The 19,693-nt window shown below is 57.0% G+C and carries 11 protein-coding genes; 4 read left to right on the plus strand and 7 right to left on the minus strand.

Translation table 11 applies throughout. The features are described 5' to 3' along the window. Positions 1-49: 49 nt before the first annotated feature. Both REH59_RS25185 and radC read left to right on the plus strand, forming a co-directional pair. Positions 50-964: a hypothetical protein gene (locus REH59_RS25185; RefSeq protein ID WP_060545867.1), complete on the plus strand. Its 915-nt coding sequence runs from the start codon at positions 50-52 to the stop codon at positions 962-964. Between the two features lie 49 nt (positions 965-1,013). Further along, positions 1,014-1,511: a RadC family protein gene (gene radC, locus REH59_RS25190; RefSeq protein ID WP_060545869.1), complete on the plus strand. Its 498-nt coding sequence runs from the start codon at positions 1,014-1,016 to the stop codon at positions 1,509-1,511. A 112-nt stretch (positions 1,512-1,623) separates the two neighbouring features. Here radC and REH59_RS25195 read toward each other — a convergent pair whose 3' ends face one another. Continuing rightward, complete coding sequence (locus REH59_RS25195) at positions 1,624-3,243, minus strand: hypothetical protein (protein WP_227493181.1); 1,620 nt, start codon at positions 3,241-3,243, stop codon at positions 1,624-1,626. 194 nt (positions 3,244-3,437) lie between these two features. Here REH59_RS25195 and REH59_RS25200 point away from each other — a divergent pair, with 194 nt between their 5' ends. Continuing rightward, positions 3,438-3,740, plus strand: coding sequence for a hypothetical protein (locus REH59_RS25200; protein WP_060545884.1), 303 nt, complete (start codon positions 3,438-3,440; stop codon positions 3,738-3,740). A gap of 46 nt (positions 3,741-3,786) precedes the next feature. Here the strand turns inward: REH59_RS25200 and REH59_RS25205 are convergent, their stop codons facing one another. The 6 genes from REH59_RS25205 to REH59_RS25230 all read right to left on the minus strand — a co-directional run bounded on the left by REH59_RS25205 (position 3,787) and on the right by REH59_RS25230 (position 17,388). After that, entirely contained in the window at positions 3,787-6,915 is a 3,129-nt protein-coding gene (locus REH59_RS25205) for a BPTD_3080 family restriction endonuclease (RefSeq protein ID WP_060545871.1), read from the minus strand. Further along, on the minus strand, positions 6,912-9,932 hold the full coding sequence (locus REH59_RS25210; RefSeq protein ID WP_082431497.1) for a site-specific DNA-methyltransferase: 3,021 nt from the start codon (positions 9,930-9,932) through the stop codon (positions 6,912-6,914). The genes REH59_RS25205 and REH59_RS25210 overlap by 4 nt, the downstream gene beginning before the upstream one ends. 17 nt (positions 9,933-9,949) lie before the next feature. Continuing rightward, positions 9,950-12,124, minus strand: a complete 2,175-nt coding sequence (locus REH59_RS25215) for a Z1 domain-containing protein (RefSeq protein ID WP_060545877.1) — start codon at positions 12,122-12,124, stop codon at positions 9,950-9,952. A 9-nt stretch (positions 12,125-12,133) separates the two neighbouring features. After that, the gene (locus tag REH59_RS25220) at positions 12,134-14,545 is read right to left on the minus strand and encodes a DEAD/DEAH box helicase (protein ID WP_060545879.1); all 2,412 of its coding nucleotides are present in this window, start codon (positions 14,543-14,545) and stop codon (positions 12,134-12,136) included. Between the two features lie 412 nt (positions 14,546-14,957). Further along, positions 14,958-16,961, minus strand: coding sequence for a hypothetical protein (locus tag REH59_RS25225; protein WP_227493130.1), 2,004 nt, complete (start codon positions 16,959-16,961; stop codon positions 14,958-14,960). Positions 16,962-17,256: 295 nt separating this feature from the next. Continuing rightward, complete coding sequence (locus tag REH59_RS25230) at positions 17,257-17,388, minus strand: hypothetical protein (protein ID WP_256250384.1); 132 nt, start codon at positions 17,386-17,388, stop codon at positions 17,257-17,259. A 147-nt stretch (positions 17,389-17,535) separates the two neighbouring features. Between REH59_RS25230 and REH59_RS25235 the strand changes: the two genes are divergently transcribed. Continuing rightward, positions 17,536-19,632, plus strand: a complete 2,097-nt coding sequence (locus REH59_RS25235) for an AAA family ATPase (protein WP_060546522.1) — start codon at positions 17,536-17,538, stop codon at positions 19,630-19,632. Positions 19,633-19,693: the final 61 nt, after the last annotated feature.

Raw genomic sequence — 19,693 nt, forward strand, 5'->3', positions numbered from 1 at the left:
CCGTTCACGTCCCGGTGGCTTTTTTATTTTCAGATCAAGGATAACCGCCATGCTCAAAGGTTTAGCCATCACCCCGCCGGTACTCGGGCGCATTTCCATCGGCAAGGTCGTCGAGAAAAACGGCAAGCGCCTGCCAGAGAAAGACGATCAGTTCACCATCACCTCGCAAGTCCAGAGCCGTGAGGGCTGGTTGCTGCATCCACTCAATGAAGAACTGCGCAATGGCCAGGATGGCAAGCTGCGCAACATTCCGATCCGCTTGTTGTTCAACGAACCAGATCTCAACTTTCGCGCGGACTACAGCCTGTTCGACCGTACTACCGGCAGGCCGTTGTGCGTCGGCAACGGTGAAACATGCAAGCGTTTGACCAAGGATGGCATCCAATCGCTGCCATGCCCTTCACCCGATGGCTGCCCACTGGCCCAAGGCAATGCCTGCAAGCCTTACGGTCGGCTGAACGTGGTGATTAGTGATGACGACCCACTGGGCAGTTTTGTCTTCCGCACCACTGGATTCAATAGCATCCGCACCCTGGCAGCGCGCCTGCATTACCTGCAAGCCATCTCTGGCAATCGCCTGGCCTGCCTGCCATTGGAGCTGCGTCTGCGTGGCAAATCCACCCGTCAGAGCCACGGCACGCCAATCTTCTACGTCGATATCACGGTACGCAGTGGACTGAGTTTAGAAGATGCCCTATTGGCCGCCAAGCAACTGGAAGAAACCCGACAAGCCTCGAGCTTTGACCAGAGCGCCTTGGATCACGCAGCCCGGCAAGGTTTTAACAATGGCGCTTTTGAAGACAACGAGGAGGACAGTGGCGCCATTGTCGAGGAGTTTTTTCCCGCTGCTGAAACCCCACCCAGCAACGCAGAGGCCAAACCGACAGCACCGTCAAAGCCCTCACTGGCTCAGAAGCTGGAGGCTCAGGCTATCGAGCACAGCACTAGGCCTTCCGTTCAGTAAAGCTCTGCTCAACCTCCCCAGCTTTCCCCATTCTTACAGGAATACCGTCATGAAATATCACAAGCTCAAAGCCGATGAAGCGAGTGGCACCTACGTCATGGAGTCCCCCGTCACCGAAACCGACATCCTGCAGATGGCGCAACAACTGGCAATGAGTCGTCTGTCTAAAGGCCGGGCACTGACTGATCCGAAGCAGGTGTTCAGTCACCTGCAAACACTGCTGCAGTACCACGAATATGAAGTCTTTGCCCTTCTGCTGCTCGACTCCAAACATCGGGTCATAGGCTTTAGAGAACTGTTCAGAGGAACTCTGGATGGCGCGAGCGTGTACCCGAGAGAGGTGGTCAAGATCGCCTTGGAGCACAATGCTGCGGCCGTCATTATGGTTCACAATCATCCCTCCGGTGACCCAGAACCCAGTCAAGCTGATCGTACCTTGACCACCACCCTCAAGAACGCTTTGAACATGGTCGGCACCCGCATCTTAGATCATGTGGTGGTTGGCCATGAAGGTTGCGTCTCGTTGGCTGAACGAGGTCTTTTGTAAAACGACATCATAATGCCTCCATGGTGATCTTTGGGCTCAGCCCTAAAGATCACCATGGAGGCAGCTGATTCGAGGTCTTATTTTTTTGCGTCGGTGCCCCAGCTGGAGCTACTCATTTGGGCCTAGAGCCCGCGTCCGTCATTTTGTCATCGAACTTTTTAAGCCCAACCAGCAGTGTACGGCCGATATAGCGGCTAGGGGCGGAAGCGAGCACCTTGTAACCCAGCTCTGCAGTACCCACCAGCGCCCGTGCGGTGCCTTCAATGGCCACGCCTGCTCCTGCAAACAGGGCCTCTACGCCATCGCCGCCGTTTTCGTAGTACTCTGCGGCATGGTTGATGCCCTGAATGGTGGCAAACAACCCGAGCCCGCCAACCCCGGAGAGCAATGCATCGAGGACAGTGTCCTCGGAGTCGACCACCGAGCCGCCAAGTGCAAGGTCTACCGAACGCTCCAACTCGATATTGCTGAAGCCTGAGTCGATGGCGCGAGTCCGCTCGGCCACTTCCGAGGTGGCAATAACCGGGATGTCAGCATCTACGCTGTTGATGTAGGTGGTACTGGAAGTGGCCTTGATCTGGTAGGCCACACCGTCGATGACGATATCGGTGCCGGGGTTGTTGAAGTATTCGAAAAGGCCCCCCCCGGTATCGCTCGCCACCAGTTTCTCAAAATAGGCGCCCTTGGCCAGGGAGGTCAGCCCAACCAGGCTATCTGAGGACATGAACAGGGTTTCCAGCCAGATTTCACCATCACTCATACCAGCATAGTTGCCGTTGACGCTCCGCAGGGCGTCGTAAATGTTGCCTGCCGTGGTGAAGTCATCCCACAGGGAAAGTGGCACCGACAGGGCTGACAGCATGAACCCGGCCCTGAGCGGCAACTCATTTTCCTGCCCACGAGTCACTTCATCGGCTATGAACTGCTCAATCTGCTGTTGGCTGGTGGTGATACGTGCTTCAGCACGATATTTGAGTTCGGAAAAGTGCTTATCGAGGCGGGTGAAGTCTTCAGCGTGCTGAGCCAGCAACCTGTCATGCATCTTCTTGAGTTGCCTGATGGCCTGATCTATTTTTCTGAAATCTGGGCCGTCGGAGTACTTTATCTTGTTCCACCAGGAGAACTTCTCGTAGGTCTCATCCCACTGGTCGCTAAGCTGATCGCGCCGCTGCTGCAGGCGCTGCAGTGTTTCGCGCACAACGGTTTCCGCCTGGATCAGAGGTGTCCGGCTACGGATAGCCTGCAGGCGCTGCCAGCAATGGTTGCGAGCGGTTGTCACATCGGCCGCCAGACGCTGCTGCAGGTACTGCCGGGTGAGCCCGTCCAGGTGCTGTTCCAACTGTGGTTGAAGTGCATGCAGCGCGCTTGTGTTCAGGGGGCTCTGCCCGGCCTGCTCCCGGGCGACGGCCAGTGCCTGGCGAGCCGCCAACAACTCACGAATGGCGAGGACTCTCTGGAGTGAATCGACCACCTTGGCATAACGCTGCAGATGCATCCAATGGAATAAGCAGACGCCCCATGCGAGTAGCCCGAGCAGCAGCGACAAAGCCGGTAGCGACGCAAGCAGCCAGCGCGGCTCAATCTGCTGGCCAACTGACAGGAGGGGTTGCGCAAGCAGCCCCTGCATGGCGACGCACATCAGCAGTCCCAACGCAGTCAGCCCCAGCGCTTGCCTCAGACGCTGCTGGCAGGTTTGCCGACATTGCAGTAATTCGGTGGTGGTGACTGTCATTGGAAGGCTCTCTGTAGTGGCGCCCGGCAGGAGGCGGCTGGCGAACGCGGCCCGGCAGGTTCTGAAATACGTCAGAGTGGGGATAGGATGTACAACTTCACTCACCTTCCCCCTCCCTTAAACAGATCCTTGAATGCTCTTTTTTCCCCACTCAGGCAGAATCCACTGCCCAATTGAACTACAGCCAAACACTGATGAAACTGCTCAACACCTATGACGACCGGGACGAAGCCGAAGCCGCTGCCGAAAAGCTCAGCGGGAACAAGCGCCTGGCCAGCGAACGCGACGCCACCGTGGTCATCTACAACTTGTTCGGCATCCCCAGCTGGGGCAATTTCCATCGCCTGCGCATGTACAACCTGGGCGAACTCAAAGGTCTTCTGGAGCGCAGATCTACTTGGCAAGCGACTGACCAGGCACGCCATGCCGAGATTCTCGCCACTCTCAAGACCGTGGCGAAGAACTACGAGATCGAAGTACCGGAGCATTGGTTGTAATCCGACATAACAGGGACGCTCCAACGAGCGCCCCCCACTTCGCGAGCTAACCCTGTAGCTTCTCCAAACTCAGCTGATCGATCTCTGCTCCGAGCTTCGTAGGATCCTGCACAACCAAGTAGTGCCAAAGCCCGAACTCGCCCCCGCGGTTCACTGCGTCCACCCAACGCTGGGCAGCCTTGGCTTTAAGATCCGCATCGTCGTTGTACTGCCCCTTCACCTCGATGATCAGCTTCATGCCGATGTCCAACTCGGCGATGAAGTCAGGGATGTAGCTGTGCTTGATGTTTTGCTTGCGATAGCCGACGGTAAAGCCCAGTCGATCGTTCTTGACCCACTTGGTTACGCCGGGATGGATATCCAGCAAGAACCCTACGCTTTGCTCCCATTTTGCCGTATCGGCAACCATCAAGTTCAGATGGCACTTGGTCACAGCACGCACGGGCTTGGTGGTATGGAAGTCCACGTACAACGTGCTCCCGGTACCCGCCACCCCCTGGGGGATCAACGGCAGGAAACCGTACCGCTCTTCAGTGCCACTCTGCAGCGCGTTGTAAAGGCTACCTATGGCTGCTTGGTTATAGCTACCAAGCAGCACATCACACGACAGGGAGTCCCCCTTGCGCACCAACTTCTCGCGCAGGAAGCGCAGGCATGCCGCAACGACCTTGGGAAATAGCTGTGCCATCAGCACGCTATCGCCGCGTTCGCTGCGCCACTGCCTGCAAATATCCTTGGCCAGCACGAATGCCACTTGCTGATTGCGAAACAGCTTGCGCCATTCAACCAAGGAAACCTCGCTCTTCTTGCCTACACCAAAAGCTGTCAACGAACCATCGGGCGCGGTCATCTGCCCTACCTGTACAGTCGTCGGTAGCGTCATCGGATCGATGGTAACTTGTGCCACTTGCGACCAGTCGATCACCACATCGAGCTGGCTGACCTCCTGGTAGCCCGTCACGATGGGGAAGTCGATGCGGTACTGCTCACGCTCAGGCATGGAGAAGATGTGGTGCTGCTCGCGCTTCTCCTTAGGCGGGCCTACCTCGCGAGTCTTGAAAGGCACCAGCTCGAAAGGCACACCGAAAACCTTGGCGGTTTCTTCGGTAAACAGGCCAGTATCTTCATCCACTACATAGCTGGCACGGCGCAGTGCCCGGCCGACTACCTGTTCGCACAGCAGCTGCGAACCGAAGGGGCGTAGACCGACGATGTGGGTCACGGTGTTGGCATCCCAGCCTTCAGCTAGCATCGCTACCGACACGATGCAGCGGATATCCCGGCCTGGCGGAATGCGCTCATCGATCCACTGCAGCCCGCTCTTATCCTCACTCTCGTCCTCATCGTCGTCGCTGTTAAGCTTATCGTTGTGCTTGCGCACCAGTTCCGACCACTCATCAGGCACCTTGTCGCCAGGCCATTTACCTTTGCCGATGGTGTCGAGGATAAATCGCATACGCCGCACTTCGTCGTTACCACTGCCGGACTCGATTTCCTCGGCAATCTTCGAGTCCACCCGCACCGTCACCTCTCGGCCGGGGGCATTGCGGAACCACTCGGGCGCCTCACCATACCCACCCTCGTTGCCGGCCAGCCAGCTATGTACTTCCTTGGCCACCTTAGTATCGCGGCACACCACGATAAACACCGGGGGAATCGGATAACGCTGATTGTCCTTATGGTCTTTCTCCCACTCCTGGAACTTCTTGTACCAGTCTGCAGCCAGCAAGGTGATTGGCGTGCTGGCGTAGTTCATGACCAGCTGGGGAGTGAGCTTGCTGCCATGGCCGTCTTCCTCGGCCTTAGCCTCCACCCAGCGCCAGACATTGAAGTAGGCGGCTTCCTCAGTGCCGCCGACATCCGCGGTGGGCAGTTCGGGGATTTTCACCAGTCCGGATTCGATGGCATCCAACAGGCCGAAGTCAGAAACGACCCACGGGAAGGGCTTGCCCACCTCGTTGCCCGAGCCCTGGATATAAAACGGTGTGGCGGACAGGTCGACGCACAGGTTGATACCGTTCTTGCGGCCGTTGGCCAGCTTGTTGATCCGGTCCAGCCCCTCGATCCAGATGGTCGCTTCCTTGGCGTTCTTCTTCGCGGTGTCCTTGTCGTCTTCCAGAGTGGTTTCTTCATCATCGCTGTTGCTGTCGCCACGACGATAGGCATGGTGCGCTTCGTCGTTGAACACTAGCCAGTGCGGACTACGGCCACGGCCAGTGCCCAGTTCCTGGCGAATGCGCTTGAACCAGGCGGCATCAGACTCGAAGTATTTGACCTCGACTTTGCCCTTGTCTTTACCGGATTGCTTGACGACTTCCACCGCCTCGCCAGTCTTCACCACCTTGGCCGAATCGCCGTTGACGGTATTGCTCTCCAGCTTGGCCAGCTTGTGCCAGTTGGCGATCATCACCTCGCCACGCCGCAACTCCTCCATACGCTGCACCGGCACCAGTTGGCGGGTGCGGTACAGCGACAGATCACCGAGCAGCGGGTCCAGCTCTTTCAGGCGTTCACGAATGGTCACGTTTGGGCAGACGATCAATACCGTATCGGAGAAGCGATCATCCGTCGGTGCCGCCACCCGGTTGAGGATCGACCAGGCCGCCAGCATGCCCATGACGGTAGTCTTGCCCGAGCCCGTCGCCATCTTGCAGGCATGCCGAGTGAAGGCGCGCAGGCCCTTGGCCTTGCCTTCAGGCCCCGGCTCATCCTTAACAATAGGCAGCAGGCCCTTCTTGTAAACCTCGGCCGCCTCGGCAAGGAAAATCACCGTTTCCGCCGCCTCAATCTGAGCGAAGAACAGCCGCTGGCCACGATCTTCGGAGCGCCACAGCTCGATCAGCTCTTTGGTGACCCGCGAAGCACCGTCATACGGCGTACCGGTCAGCTTACCTTCACGCCAGTCGCGCAGCTTCTGACGGATCAGATTGACCTGCCCCAGCTCCTCCTGTTCACCGATATCCGTGGTACCCAGCAGCTCGCCCTGCTTCTTGCTCTTGCGACCAGTGCCAGCACCTTCCGGTACACGGTAGAAGTAGTAAGCCGGGCGACGCTCTGCCGCCTTCATCGGGCTTTTGCCGACCTCGACTTGCCAGTGGTGAGCCGGCTCGGCATAGGGCGAGTTGATGATGGGTTCCGGGACTTCGCTGACCGGAACGGCAGTGCGCTCGCTCATTGCTCGGCCTCCGCTACGCTGAACACGCGCATAAGCTCATTGCCACGCTCGTCGATCACCTTGATGGCGACCTGCCCCTCAGCAACGGCGACAAAGGGCTCGCTGGTGGTACCGGCCAGATGCTCCCAGACGCTCTTGTTGAACTGCCCCTTGAGCGACTTCTGCAGGTTGTCCCAGGCGCTGGTGCGCGGGAAGAACACCTGATCGGCGCAGAAGGCCATGCCGTTGTAGCTGGTGTCCAGCATCCAGCACGGCAGGTTCTCCGGCTCGACCGACTCAGTTTCCAGGGTATCCGGGCGGAAGGTGTCCAGCCCCAGCAGCTCGACCTGATACAGCAGCTTGCCATCGTCACGCAGCCCGGCTGAGAGGATGCGGGCATCCGGTAGGCCTGTGATGGAGAACAGCTGGTCGGTGTGGCTGGTCTTGAGCAGGTCATCCATGGCCACATCCGGCGTCACGCTGATATAGGTACAGGGCAGGCGCAGGCGCTTGCGGTCGTCCACCAGCTCGCGGGCCTTGGCCTGGATGGCGAAACCGAACAGATAGAGCTGGCTGTACTTGAGGAAGTAGGCCTCGCTGGCTGCCTCGAACACCTGGTCGGAGCTGATCGCCCCATCTTCCGGGCCAAACACAATAGCGATGCGCTGCTCCTGCTCGTCCACCGCTTCGGCATGCAGGTAGTCATTGTCCAGCACACGCACCTGGTCCAGTTTCAGGCTGCGGTTGCCCGGCAGGCGCAGATTGCGGCTGCGCCGCAGGATATCGATCATTCGGTCCAGATAGCTGCGCGCGTTGTAGCCGGCCTCCTGCTCAGCCTGCTGGGTTTCGCCCTGGATCTCCAGCGAATGGGCAGCTTGAATGGTGGCCTCGACAGTGAAGGGACCACAAACGCGGGTAACATCTTTATTTTCTTCCGGACGGTCGACCAGAGTAATAGTTTCCGGCTCTTCGTTGTTGGCAATGGACTTCAGAGTGATACGCGGCACCAGGCCACCCACTTCCTCGCCCTTGCGGTTCTGCTTGCGTTTGTAGACTAAGCCCCCAGCTGGGCCACGGCTAGGTTCCTTCAGCTCGTACCAAGGGAATGTAGCTGTAAGCAGGCGCTGACGAGCCAGGGCTAGGGGCACGCGAGAAGTATCGCAAGTGATCCAGCGGCGACCTAGCTTTTCCGAGCAAAACGCGGAGGTTCCTGAACCACATGTTGGGTCTAGAACTAAATCCCCAGGCTCTGTTGTCATTTGTATACACCGTTCAATCACTTTGGTTGCCGTTTGAACTGCGTATATTTTAGGGTCACCAAAACCACTTCGACGCGTATCATCCCAAATGTTGCTGTGCGACTGATAAGGGAAGTCATCCAGATACCTAACAAATGAAAGCGTATTGCCCACAGCAATTAACCTGCTTGCGCTTTTTAAGCTATCCATTCCTGCTTTATTAGTTTTCCAACCACCTTTCCCCGGCTTAAATTTTCTCCCCTCAAATTCATACTCAAAGGTTGTGCTTTCACTTGGAGTCTGCGAGGTCAATGGATTAGGCCGGTACAGCCTATATCCCGAAGGAAGATTGTCAATTTTCTCAAGCTCTTCAGGCTTTATCTTTCGGCGAACACCTTCAACTTCAACGAATCTTAGGTTTGAGTCCTCAGATGCTATTCGGGCCTTGTAGGCACGATTAAATTTCATCACTTGAGAGTTTTTTGCATACCACAATATGATGTCATATGTGGAGTCTAACCCAGAGCTGCCTTTTCCCGTGGTGGTTCTAAAAATAATTTCTGAAATAAAATTATTCTCGCCAAAAACCTCATCAAGAATAGATCGTAAGCGATGCACGTTTTGTGACGATATTTGAACAAATATACTTCCTGAGTCTTTCAGCAGCTCACGAGCAAGAAATATTCTGTCTCTGAAGTATGAAAGGTAGGAGTGTATTCCGAGCTCCCAAGTGTCTCGATAAGCTTTAACCATCTCAGGCTCACGAATCATGTCATCATCTTTGCCATGAGAAACACGGTTGCTTTTAACGAATGGCTGAAAATTTGAGCCAAACTTAATCCCATACGGTGGGTCGAAGTACACCATCTGCACCTGCCCGCCCATGCCCTCGTATTCGAGCAGGGAGTTCATCACTTGCAGGGAGTCCCCCAGGATCAGGCGGTTAGCCCATTGCTCCTTGTGGGTATAGGCATCCAGCTGGTCGGCGATGTCCTTGTCGGCGCTATCACCGAACAGATCCAGCATGGTACCGACCGCGCGGTGGGACTCCAGGGTTTTCAGGATGTTCTGCGTCGAGTGCCGCTCATGCACGAACAGCGGCACGGTCGGCACGCTGATCTGCTGACGCTCCGCTTTGCCGGCCCAGGTGAGGAAGGGCTGTGTCAGACTTTTCAGTCGCGCCACGCACTGGCTGAGGCTGGTGAAACGCTCGCCGTTGCCTTTCCAGACCTGTTCCTGGGCAAATACCACGGCCTCGCCCTGAGTCGCCGCTTCGGCCACCAGATTGAGCAGCCACTCGGCAAAATCACGCTCGGCGTTCTCATCCCAGCACAGCTCGGGTGCCAGGCTGGAGTCGTAGCGGTACTGCTTGGGCGGCTTGCGGCCGTTGAACTGCTCTTGCACCCCCACATCGGGACGGCTGGTGGCCTTGGTGTCGTACTGATAGGTGCCGTAGGGCTCGGCACCGACACTGCCGTCGAGGGTGTCGTCACCTTCGGGCTCATCAGTTGACTGTTCCGGCTCACTCCCAGCCTTTTGCTGAGCCAAGCCACTGGTAGCCAAGGACAAGTGCGGCACTGCTATCGCGGTGCGATACACGGCCCCCCCCTTCCCCTGCCCCTTTCCCAGCAGCCCCTCAGCGACCAGGGCATCGCGCACACGCTTGTAGTCCAGTTCGTCAAAATCGAAATCGGCCACGTTGGTCAGATCTTTCTGAAGCTTGATATTGCCGATTCTTTCGCCATCCGCAGGCACATGAGCCAGGATCAAGTCGCGCAGTTGAGAGTCGTACTGAGTCATTGAGCTTTCCGTGTTTTTCAATCGTTGTTCAGGGTTTCGTGGGCGAAGATGGCCGTCGGAGTATTCTGCTGAGCAGAGATCACCGGCCAATAGAAGGGTGCGCCCGTCCAACCCTTTTCCTCCCTGCCGTTCTGCCGAATAAGAATCAGCATGGGATTGTCGATGGCGTACTTCTTGCGAATCTGGCCCTCAATCTTGGTGCTGTCCGGTGCGTCGGCATAGAGGGCATGCGAGCCCGCGCTAACGGTACGCTGGATTTCCCGATCGGTACGCACCAGGCACCATACTTTGTTTTGCTCGCTGGCATCATTCGGTAGGCTGGCCAGGTACTGGAGCGCAGAGCGTGCCGCCTCCCAGTCGAAGGTATAGCCCTCGCCCTCCTCCATTTTGAAGGTGGGCTCCAGGGTAATCAGTAGCTCAATCGCCACCGCTACAGGTATCAGGAACGGCTCATCAAAGCTGCCGTTACCGGCGAGCTGGTCGAGCTGCTGGTCGAGCTTCTCAGTGACCGGTCGCAGGTAGGTCTTGGGCAACACCTGGAAGCCGACGGGGAGGATTCGCTTGAATGGCTTGAGTGTGGTGGTTTGCGACAAGGCGATCTTGTTTGGACTACAGGGCTGCACAGCATTCCCGGGGGCTTTCTGGATGAAAACCACTGGCTGCTCGGGGTTTTTGGCCAGAGACTCGCGCAGGGCCACATCGCTCTCATGCATACGCTGCATGGCGGCGTAGATGGTCGGCTCGGTGTAGAAACGAGTCACAGCCAGATCCTGACGTGGACGGAAGCCGAACATGCGCGAGTGCTGCAGCACGGTATCCTGCTGGAACACGTTGGGCTGGCGACCGTAGTAGAAGCCGATCAGGTTGGCGATGGTGACCCCACGGTCAAGAATCTGGCCGCCGATGAAGATGTTCAACGGTGTGCGCAGTTTCAGTTGACCCTCATCATCTAGTAGCTCCTCAACCTGCTTCTCAGAGTTGACCTTGGTGCTCATCAGCCAGTCTTGCTTGAGCGCTGTCTGCACCTCCTGAGCGACCTCATCTAGCAGAGGGAGATAGTCCCCCTGTAGCTCGACCGAGGGCTGTAGCTCCTGGTAGGCGCGCTGAATGAGGCTACTCAACAGCTGTGGCTCCTGGATTACTGCTGCGCTGAGCTTTTCCTTGATCTTCTCGACCAACTCCTCCTGCCAAGCATGCGCGGTGGTATTGGCCTCTGTATGCACCAGGAAGCTGAACTTCTTCGCGGCCTTCCCAGCCTTCTTGTCCTGCAAGCGCCGGATACAGCCGCCGACGATGAAGTTGCAGATGGCATCGCGCAGGGTCGGGATCGCCTTACTAGTCAGAACCTCCTCCAACTTCAGGCGGCGACCGTCCTTCTTGCGCAGGATCTGCAATTCGTCCTGATGCACTGGCTGATAGAGGAACCTGGCCAGGTGACCGTCTTCCTGGCTGTCTTCAAAGTAGTAGTCGCTACCCACATAGGCGGCATTGACGGGGACCAATTCGGTGAAGGCCGGGCGAATCGGCTTAAAACTGTTGCCCTTGATCTGCACATCGGCAGGCTGCAGGTATAGCGAGTACGGGGTAGCTGTGACCTGCAGGAAGGCGGCACGCTCGACGATGAAGCGCAAGTGCTCGAGCTGGCGGGCGGTAACGTTGATGTCTAGTTCACCCCTGTCGCGCTTGAAGCCGACACTGGCGTAATCTGCCTCGTCGTCGATGATCAGCACGCGCTTGCCTTTGAGCTGCGGATATTTGCTTTTGAATAGATCGATGAGGCGATTGAGGTTGTCGGTCTGCTTCTTCACCACAAGCACCAGCTTCTGGTTCAGCTCGAAACCAGTCAGATGGCCAGGCATGGTCATGATGTCGAAGACCTTGAGCAGGTCGTTTTCGTCATGTGCACGGAACTCGCTCTTGATGCGCTCGTAAGTCTGCTTGGCCAGAGCCTTGGTACCCTTGGTCAACACCACCGCCACATCGAATTCATTATCGAAGGCCAGCGCCATGACCGCCAGGAAGGTTTTCGTCTTACCCGACTGGATCTTGCCCAGCAGCATGCCAGGGTGGTCTTCACTGGTCTTGCTTTTCATCAAGCGCTCGACGACTGACTCGATGCATTTACAATCTTCGCTGGAGTAACGTGCATCGTCTTTGACAAAAGACGGGTAGAAATCACCCTGCTTGTTCATAGTTCTTCCTTAAATCATCCAGCCCGCGCTGGCCCACTGCAGATTTTCTGGGTTCAAGTAGCGGTTGCTGACGCTGGCGAGCCGGTGATTGACGACGCTCTCCGCACATGCAAACAGCGCCTTGCACTGCTCAGGTGTTGGTTTCAAGTCGGCAGATTGTGCCGGTTGTAGCAGCCACTGGCCAGTAGCTGGGATATTCAGTTGAGCCCGCTGCTCGCTGATCTGAATAATCACGAACTCCTGACGCATACGCTTGCCCTGCAATCCCTGCCAGCGCAGCATGGCTCCGACCAGCGCTCCTTCGCCTAGCTCATTCCCCTGCACCACCGCGGCCAGGCCACCAAAGTCGTAATCACGAGCCTTGCTGAGCAGGTACTGCATGAACTGCGAATTGAGATCAAGCATATGGGTATCCGACCGATAGGCCGCCACCTCGCGATCCAAGGTGCAATCCATACGCGGCGATGCCTTGGGCGACATACCTAGCTCGCGCATCACTACCTCCGGCAAGCGGATACGCAACAGTTTGCTCCTGTGGGTGCGCTCGGCCACTTCGATACCTAGCTGATCGCACATTCCCAGCACGAAGCTGAGCAGGTGCTCTTGGGTAATTTCCAGCTCATCACGCAGCTCATTTGCATCTCCGCTGGCCGCGTACTCGAACAGCTCACGCTGCTTGGCGGTTGCCGTTTGCGCTTGACGCAGGGCTTCGTCGATCCGTTCGCGGGTACGCTCGATGCCCTGTAGGGTGGCAGCTTGCAGAATGTCCTCGACATCGATGAGCTCGGCCAGTTCACCGAGGATCTCGTCTTTCAGTCCGTCGTTGAATTCATCTTTCTGTACCGCCGCCATATCGTGAACCACGGAGTCGATGCGGTCGTACAGCAGGTCGATAATTTGCTGATCCATGGTGTCGGGCTGGTGGATGTTAAACACCACGACCTTTTTCTTCTGGCCGTATCGATAGAGGCGCCCAATCCGCTGTACTAGGCGCATGGGGTTCCAGGGCAGATCGTAGTTGACCATGATGTGGCACTGGCGCTGCAGGTTGATACCTTCGCCACCGGCCTCGGTAGAGATCAGGAACTGACCTTGATCCTCGAAGCGGGCAATGGCATCGCGGCGCTCGGCATGCCCCATCGAACCATTGATCAGTTCGACTTTGTTTGCACCGAAATGACACCGCAAGGTCTCGCAAAGGTAGTTTTGCGTCGTGCGGTACTCGGTGAAGATCAACACTTTCTCTCCAGAATTGGCCGCAAGAATCTTACGGATGACCTCATCGATGAAGAGCTGAAGTTTGCGATCGTTTCGCTTGAGCTGCTCAGCCTCCTCGATCAGCTCGCTCAGCAGCACGATTTCCCCGGCGAAAAACTCCTTGGCATCTGTCGCAAGCTGCTCTTCCCATTCGCCGAAGTAACGCTCATCGACAGGCTCATCCGCTCCCTGCTCGCCGTTGAGCTTCTTTTCCAGACGCATTAGGCGGTTGCGCAGCGCGTTGAGGATCGCCGCAGAGCTGGATGCAGCCAGCTTGCGATAGACCGTCATCACGAAGCCGATGGCATTACCCGTGCGGCCCATCTCCACACCAGCCGCGTACCCCTGGCGCAGGTAGGCCTGCAGGGTCTTGTCAAAGGCCTTCGACTCCTCGCTGGCAAGCACTTTCATGGCGCGCGTGAGCTTACCCTGGAAGATGAAGTTGCCATTAGCATCGGTCACATCCGCCTTGTGGTTGCGGTAGACCATGTCATGAAGGATTTCCGGCTTCAGATTGAGTAGCATCAGCTCTCGGCGACGCTCTGGACGCAAAAGCTCGAGCAAGGCGATGAACTTGTCCTGCATGCCTTGGTGAGGCGTAGCACTAAGCAGCAGCATGTGCTTGGCCTTACTACGCAGGTTGGCCGCCAACGTGTAGCGCTCTGAGCTATCCAGCTTCTGCCCGTACTGGCGGCGACTGAGACGATGCCCCTCATCAAAGATGACCAGATCCCAGGGTTCAGCTTGCAGCAGGCTGGCCAAGTGCCCCTCCTGTTTCAAGCGGTCCATGGAGCCGATTACTCGGTCATGCATCTTCCAGTGGCGAGGCTCATTGATGAAGAAATCCTCTCCATAGATCTCAAAGTCATCCAGCTTGAATTTGTAATGGAGCTCTTCCTGCCACTGCTTGGTCAGCCCGGCCGGGGTTATCAGCAAAACTCGCTGAATCAGCCCGCGTTGAGTCAAGGCGTGCAGCAACATGCCGGTTTCGATGGTTTTACCGAGTCCCACATCATCGGCAATCAGCCAGTTGAAGTTGCCCGAAGCCAGGATGTGGTGAACCAGGTGGATTTGGTGTGGGAGCGGGTCTATATCCAGGTGCGAAAGCGCTCCAGTGTTCTCGTTCCAGGTCTCGATGGCATGTGCAAGCATTCGTAAACGCATGCGCTCGGCATCTCGCTCCTTGCCCGTATCTGCCGTAACAAAGCGATGCTTGGGACCCTTGACCTGGCGCAGATGCTGGTAGGGCAACCAGTGTCGCTCGCCACTTTCCGGAAAGTCGACCAGTACTTGCTGGAAGCCCGCCAGGGTGCGTTGCTGCATTATGCTGCCAATGCCCAACGAGCGCATACCTGTGCCAGGTGTCGCATCCTGTACATCCATACCGTTCTGGAAGCCAGAGCTAACCAGACTGGCGTCAACCATGCCTTGGGACCGCTCTGGCATGAACCAGTTCACCTGTAACTGGGTGCCGCTATCTCCGTGGATAGCCATCTTTACCATGCCGCGACGGTGCTTTTCGCCGCTGGGCAGGGGTTGGCTAACCCAGCACCCAGCAACGTGAGTTAGGCTTTGATCAGGCATCGTTCAAGATTTCCTTGTTCGTTTGCGAGGCCATTGAATACGCCTCTACAGGCAGGGGTTTGTCACTCAAATAGCTGCCTGGCTCCTGAGGGTGTTTGGTTTGAAACACACCAAAAGCACGTAGTTTGGCTGTACGCTCAATACCCAATGGATCTCCCATGCCAAGGTCGCTGTACTCCTCGACAGGTAGCTCATGAGGGCTGCAGAAATTAAACGGCTGATTGGCGGGTAAACAGCCCTGTAGGTTGGAAACCCGAAACCAGAGAAAACGGTTGAACGAACGAAATGCTCGGCGAAGGCTAGGCCTGCCGTACCAATCCTCGAACAACGATTCGATGAACTGCTCGAGCTCTTCTATTTGCGGCAACGATTCAAAGGACCTAACCAGCAGCAAGGCTGTCGGCCATGACATCACATACTGCGACAGGTTGCTTGAGCCGCTCCTGTCATATGCAATCCAATAGTAGTCGTTCTCAGTCCAGAGCACTTTCACATGAGCAGCCAAGATCAGCTCCTCAGGGGTCATCCCTTTGTCAATTTCGCGCTCCAGCGCCAGCCGCGTGGCACCCCAGCCGCTCATCACAAAAATCTGCTGAACCAAAGGCAGCATCGCCAATGACCAGCCTGCTCTGCTGATCAGCTCTATGGCTTTCTGCAGAGCTCGATCTTCACGGCTAACCCTCCCATCAGCCAACTCTGCATCAGAACATGAGCTTTCTAAGCTGTCATAAATGTCATCCGGGTCGAAGGCATATGCAGCATATTCGTCATCGATATCTCGATCATCAATGACAAACTCATCAATCACATCAAAATTGAGCTCATCCTGCTCGACCAGGATCTCATCATTATCGAAGAAGTCACTCTCAGGCTCATAGCTATCCTGCTGATCAACTTGAGCCCCCCCGAAGAGGGGCTCGGATTCATTTCGAGCGCCCAGTTCTATGCCACCAACCAACTCTTGAATATCGCTGTCGCTGTAGTAACTCTCTGAACCAGCAGGTCTCGGCTTATCAAGCGGTGCTTTCTCAGGTGTCAGAGGCTGTCCAAAAGCTGCATCGCAGAGGTCGTCGACCGCCGTTACGGGTACCCGTGTTGAGTGTGAGTGCTCTACTTTCGAGTGAGATGCATGGCGCACCAAGATCTTGGTCCCCTGCGGCGTTGACGCCACGTCAACCGACTTGCGTGCCCGAGACAATGACAGGGTTTTACACTGCTCGGTAGAAGTGGCACACGTATCCTCAGCCGCTACAGGCACAAAAACTGGCGAAATGACCGTTTCGTTGCCGTCGCTCGCCTCCAGACCATGAGCGAGGCCTGCCAAATAAGACTCTTCGGGCTGCGACTTGACCGGTTCAGCCACTTCATCCTGCCAGATTGAGGAGGCGTCTAGTCCGGAAAAAACGCTGGCATCAGAGGTAATGTATTCCAGATCTGCCGCTGTAACTGCCTCGTCATCCATCTCGAAGGCGTGAACAACTGCTTGGGGCTGCTCAATGAAAGCGATCTTCTGCCTTCTCGCCAGCAAAGCACGCTGCATCACAGCCGCCGCCTGCTGCGGACGACGCTGCAACATGTAGACTCGCCCTAAGAGATCTAGAAGCTCGGGATCTTCGTCCTCCGCAAGTGCCTCCTCCAGCAGCTCCTCTACAGCAACCAGTTTTCCCGAGCTCACCAGGACGTTGACTGATTGCAGCAGTGGTTCACGGTTGCGGACTTTGCGAGTAGGCGAACGAGCAGCCTTATGACGCTCTAACAGGAGAATCAGCTCAAGCTTCTTCATGATGCCTGGCAGATCCGGATGATCCCGCAGGAAGTCGCTGACCACACTCTTGGCCTGGTCTAGTTGCCCATCACGTAGGATCTGGCCACACGAGCGCAACCAGTCGTCGGTTGCTCGCTCCGTCAAAAGATCCCGAACTCGCTTTTCCAACTCTGTGCTGCCGCGTTCCGCCAGCAAATCCCACAGGCTGTGCAACAGGTCTTCCCAATCCATTCTTGCCTCCAAACGTCCCTCAACTCATGGCCAAGACATGGGCACACCGTACCTGATTGGTCAGGTGTTGCACTCTGTTTTTGTCGCCGCCGGGTTACCTCTACCCTCGGTTGCATCCGAAGCCATGAGCGCCCTCTCGATAACGCTTAGTAGTATCAACCGACCACAACTGCGCGACTGTGGAAAGTTACTCGGCAAGTTGGCGCCATTGATCATACACTTGATACTGGAGAGGCCTGACACGCTCTGGGATGATGCCTGCTATCCGGTTGTGCAGCCCTGAGTCGCCAAAGCATTAACGCTCGTCAGCATTTGCCTTGCGCCACGCTTCGTACTCTCGCTCCATTTCCTTGTAATGCTGGTACAGCTCAAAACCCTTTTTGGCTATCACCACCAAGCCAACCGTCGCCAACAGGTTCTTCAGCATTGTTCATTCCTCTTCGATCAATGTTGTAGATGCCACACTAAGCGTCAGGCACGACAGCTTGTGTCGCGCCTGGCCAAGCACCGACACGACACATTTTGACCACCTACCCCCCCATCCTGGCACCTCCGAAGCATCAGGACGTCCACCATGGGTACTCGATTCCCCCCCTTTGTCTTCGACGGCCGTCGCACTGTCGACACTTGCGCACTCTCTCTGAAATGGAGTTTCCAGCTGCTGCTGGATCTGGGGGGGCATCGCACCTTCATTGGCCGACACGGGTTCAATGATGATGACCTGGCCTATGAGCTGGCCCTGGAGAAATGGTTGGACGATGACCAATACAAACCCGCCCCTGCCTTGGCAGCTCTACGCAAGAGCGCTCGTACCTTCCAGGCCACTCATCCGCAGGTAGACTACCCAGACAACCTGGCGGCCAATCTTGAGGCGCTGAGGGTGCTGTTGGGCCTGTCCGAAGCGGAGCTTCAAGTGCTCGGCTTCTGCGTACTGATGCACTGCGACCCGACCCTCAGCGATGCCACGGACCAGTTGGGGATGCTGGGGTTCAAACGTGCAATGAAAGTGCTGTCCGTACTGCTCGGGCTGCCACTGCCGACTGTGGAAACCTGCCTAGCCCACAACAGCCCACTGATGCGCACCGGCCTGCTGGAAATCAGCACCAGCCACCGTGCGGCAATGGCGCTGAGCTCGATGTTGTCGGTGAGCAACCAAGACCTGCCTGGCCTCCTGCGCTTCAGCAGAGGTACACCGCTGGAGCTGTTTGCCTACGCATTCCGTCTGAGTCAGCCTGGCACCTTGAACGCAGAGCACTACAGCCATGTCAGGCAGCCGTTGACCATCGCCGAACGCTACCTGAGCAAGGTCCTCGCCCAGCCGCGCCCAGGTGTGAACATTCTGCTTTACGGCCCACCCGGTACGGGCAAGACGCAACTAAGCCGGCTGCTTGCAAAAACCCTGGGCTGCGCGCTGTATGAGGTGGCCTGCACCGATAGCCTCGGCGACCCGGTATCGGCAAAGCAACGCCTGTGTTCCTTGCGCGCGGCCAATAGCGTGTTGCATGCGCAACGCGCCTTGCTGGTACTGGATGAAATCGAAGATATATTCCAGGCCGCCAGCGCCGAAACCGGCAAGCGCTCGCAGAAGGGCTGGATCAACCGCATGCTGGAAGAAAACACCCTGCCGTGCTTCTGGCTCAGCAACAGCATTGAAGCCATCGACGCTGCCCATATACGCCGCTTCGACCTGGTCATTGAAATCCCGAATCCGCCCCTGGCACAGCGTCAGCAAATGCTGCGTGAATGTGGCGCAGGCAAGTTGGGCAATGCATTGGTGGAACACCTCAGCGCGCATGACCAGGTGACACCGGCCGTACTGGAGCGTGCGGTGCGCGTGGGGCGCAGCGTAGCGCCGCGCGCCAGCAAGGTGCTGGACAACACCATCCGCTGCATCGTCGACGGCACCTTGAAAGCACAAGGCTTCGAGAAGCTGCAGTGCAATGAGCGTTTGCTGCCAGCATTCTATTCGCCCGCCTGGATAAACGCAGACCAGCCCCTCGACGGGCTGGTCGACGGCTTGCGCTCCCACGCCCAGGCACGCCTGTGCTTCTACGGGCCGCCGGGCACTGGCAAAACGGCGTTTGGCCACTGGCTGGCGCAAGAGCTGGGCAAAACCTTGATGGTTAAGCGCGTCTCCGACCTGGTATCGCCCTACGTGGGTACGACCGAGCAGAATTTGGCGCAGGCATTCGATCGTGCCCAGCAAGAAGACGCGGTTCTTCTACTGGATGAGGTCGACAGCTTTCTGCAGGACCGGCGCAAGGCGCGGCAAAGCTGGGAGGTCACAGCGGTCAATGAAATGCTCACGCAAATGGAAAGCTATCGAGGACTGTTCATTGCCTCGACCAACCTGATGAGCGACCTGGATGAAGCCTCTTTGCGCCGCTTCGACCTCAAGGTGCATTTCGGCTACCTGAAAGCCGCCCAGGTGCAGGCACTGTTTTGCGCCCACCTCAAGGCACTGGCGCTCAAGGACCCGCAAAACGCTGCTGCAGCGCGCTTGGGTGGGGAAACCTGCCTGACTCCCGGCGACTTCGCCGCCGCCGCGAGACGCGGGCGGTTCAAACCCTTCGCCAACGCCAACGAGCTGGCCACCGCGTTGATTGCCGAATGCCGCTTGAAGCCCACGGGGCAACAGCGCCCCATCGGTTTCGGGCAGTGGACAAACTAAAGCTTGCAGGTTTTTCGCCGTTAGGCAGACTAAGCGCTCTTGCTAGCCAAAGGCCAGCTTC

The sequence above is a fragment of the Pseudomonas sp. BO3-4 genome (genome assembly GCF_034044115.1).
Lineage (GTDB): Bacteria > Pseudomonadota > Gammaproteobacteria > Pseudomonadales > Pseudomonadaceae > Aquipseudomonas > Aquipseudomonas alloputida.

Bases quoted from the DNA above. Each gene is read 5' to 3' on its own strand.
- REH59_RS25185 (WP_060545867.1), top strand. From the start codon at position 50: ATGCTCAAAGGTTTAGCCATCACCCCGCCGGTACTCGGGCGCATTTCC.
- radC (WP_060545869.1), top strand. From the start codon at position 1,014: ATGAAATATCACAAGCTCAAAGCCGATGAAGCGAGTGGCACCTACGTC.
- REH59_RS25195 (WP_227493181.1), bottom strand. From the start codon at position 3,243: ATGACAGTCACCACCACCGAATTACTGCAATGTCGGCAAACCTGCCAG.
- REH59_RS25200 (WP_060545884.1), top strand. From the start codon at position 3,438: ATGAAACTGCTCAACACCTATGACGACCGGGACGAAGCCGAAGCCGCT.
- REH59_RS25205 (WP_060545871.1), bottom strand. From the start codon at position 6,915: ATGAGCGAGCGCACTGCCGTTCCGGTCAGCGAAGTCCCGGAACCCATC.
- REH59_RS25210 (WP_082431497.1), bottom strand. From the start codon at position 9,932: ATGACTCAGTACGACTCTCAACTGCGCGACTTGATCCTGGCTCATGTG.
- REH59_RS25215 (WP_060545877.1), bottom strand. From the start codon at position 12,124: ATGAACAAGCAGGGTGATTTCTACCCGTCTTTTGTCAAAGACGATGCA.
- REH59_RS25220 (WP_060545879.1), bottom strand. From the start codon at position 14,545: ATGCGTTTACGAATGCTTGCACATGCCATCGAGACCTGGAACGAGAAC.
- REH59_RS25225 (WP_227493130.1), bottom strand. From the start codon at position 16,961: ATGGATTGGGAAGACCTGTTGCACAGCCTGTGGGATTTGCTGGCGGAA.
- REH59_RS25230 (WP_256250384.1), bottom strand. From the start codon at position 17,388: ATGCTGAAGAACCTGTTGGCGACGGTTGGCTTGGTGGTGATAGCCAAA.
- REH59_RS25235 (WP_060546522.1), top strand. From the start codon at position 17,536: ATGGGTACTCGATTCCCCCCCTTTGTCTTCGACGGCCGTCGCACTGTC.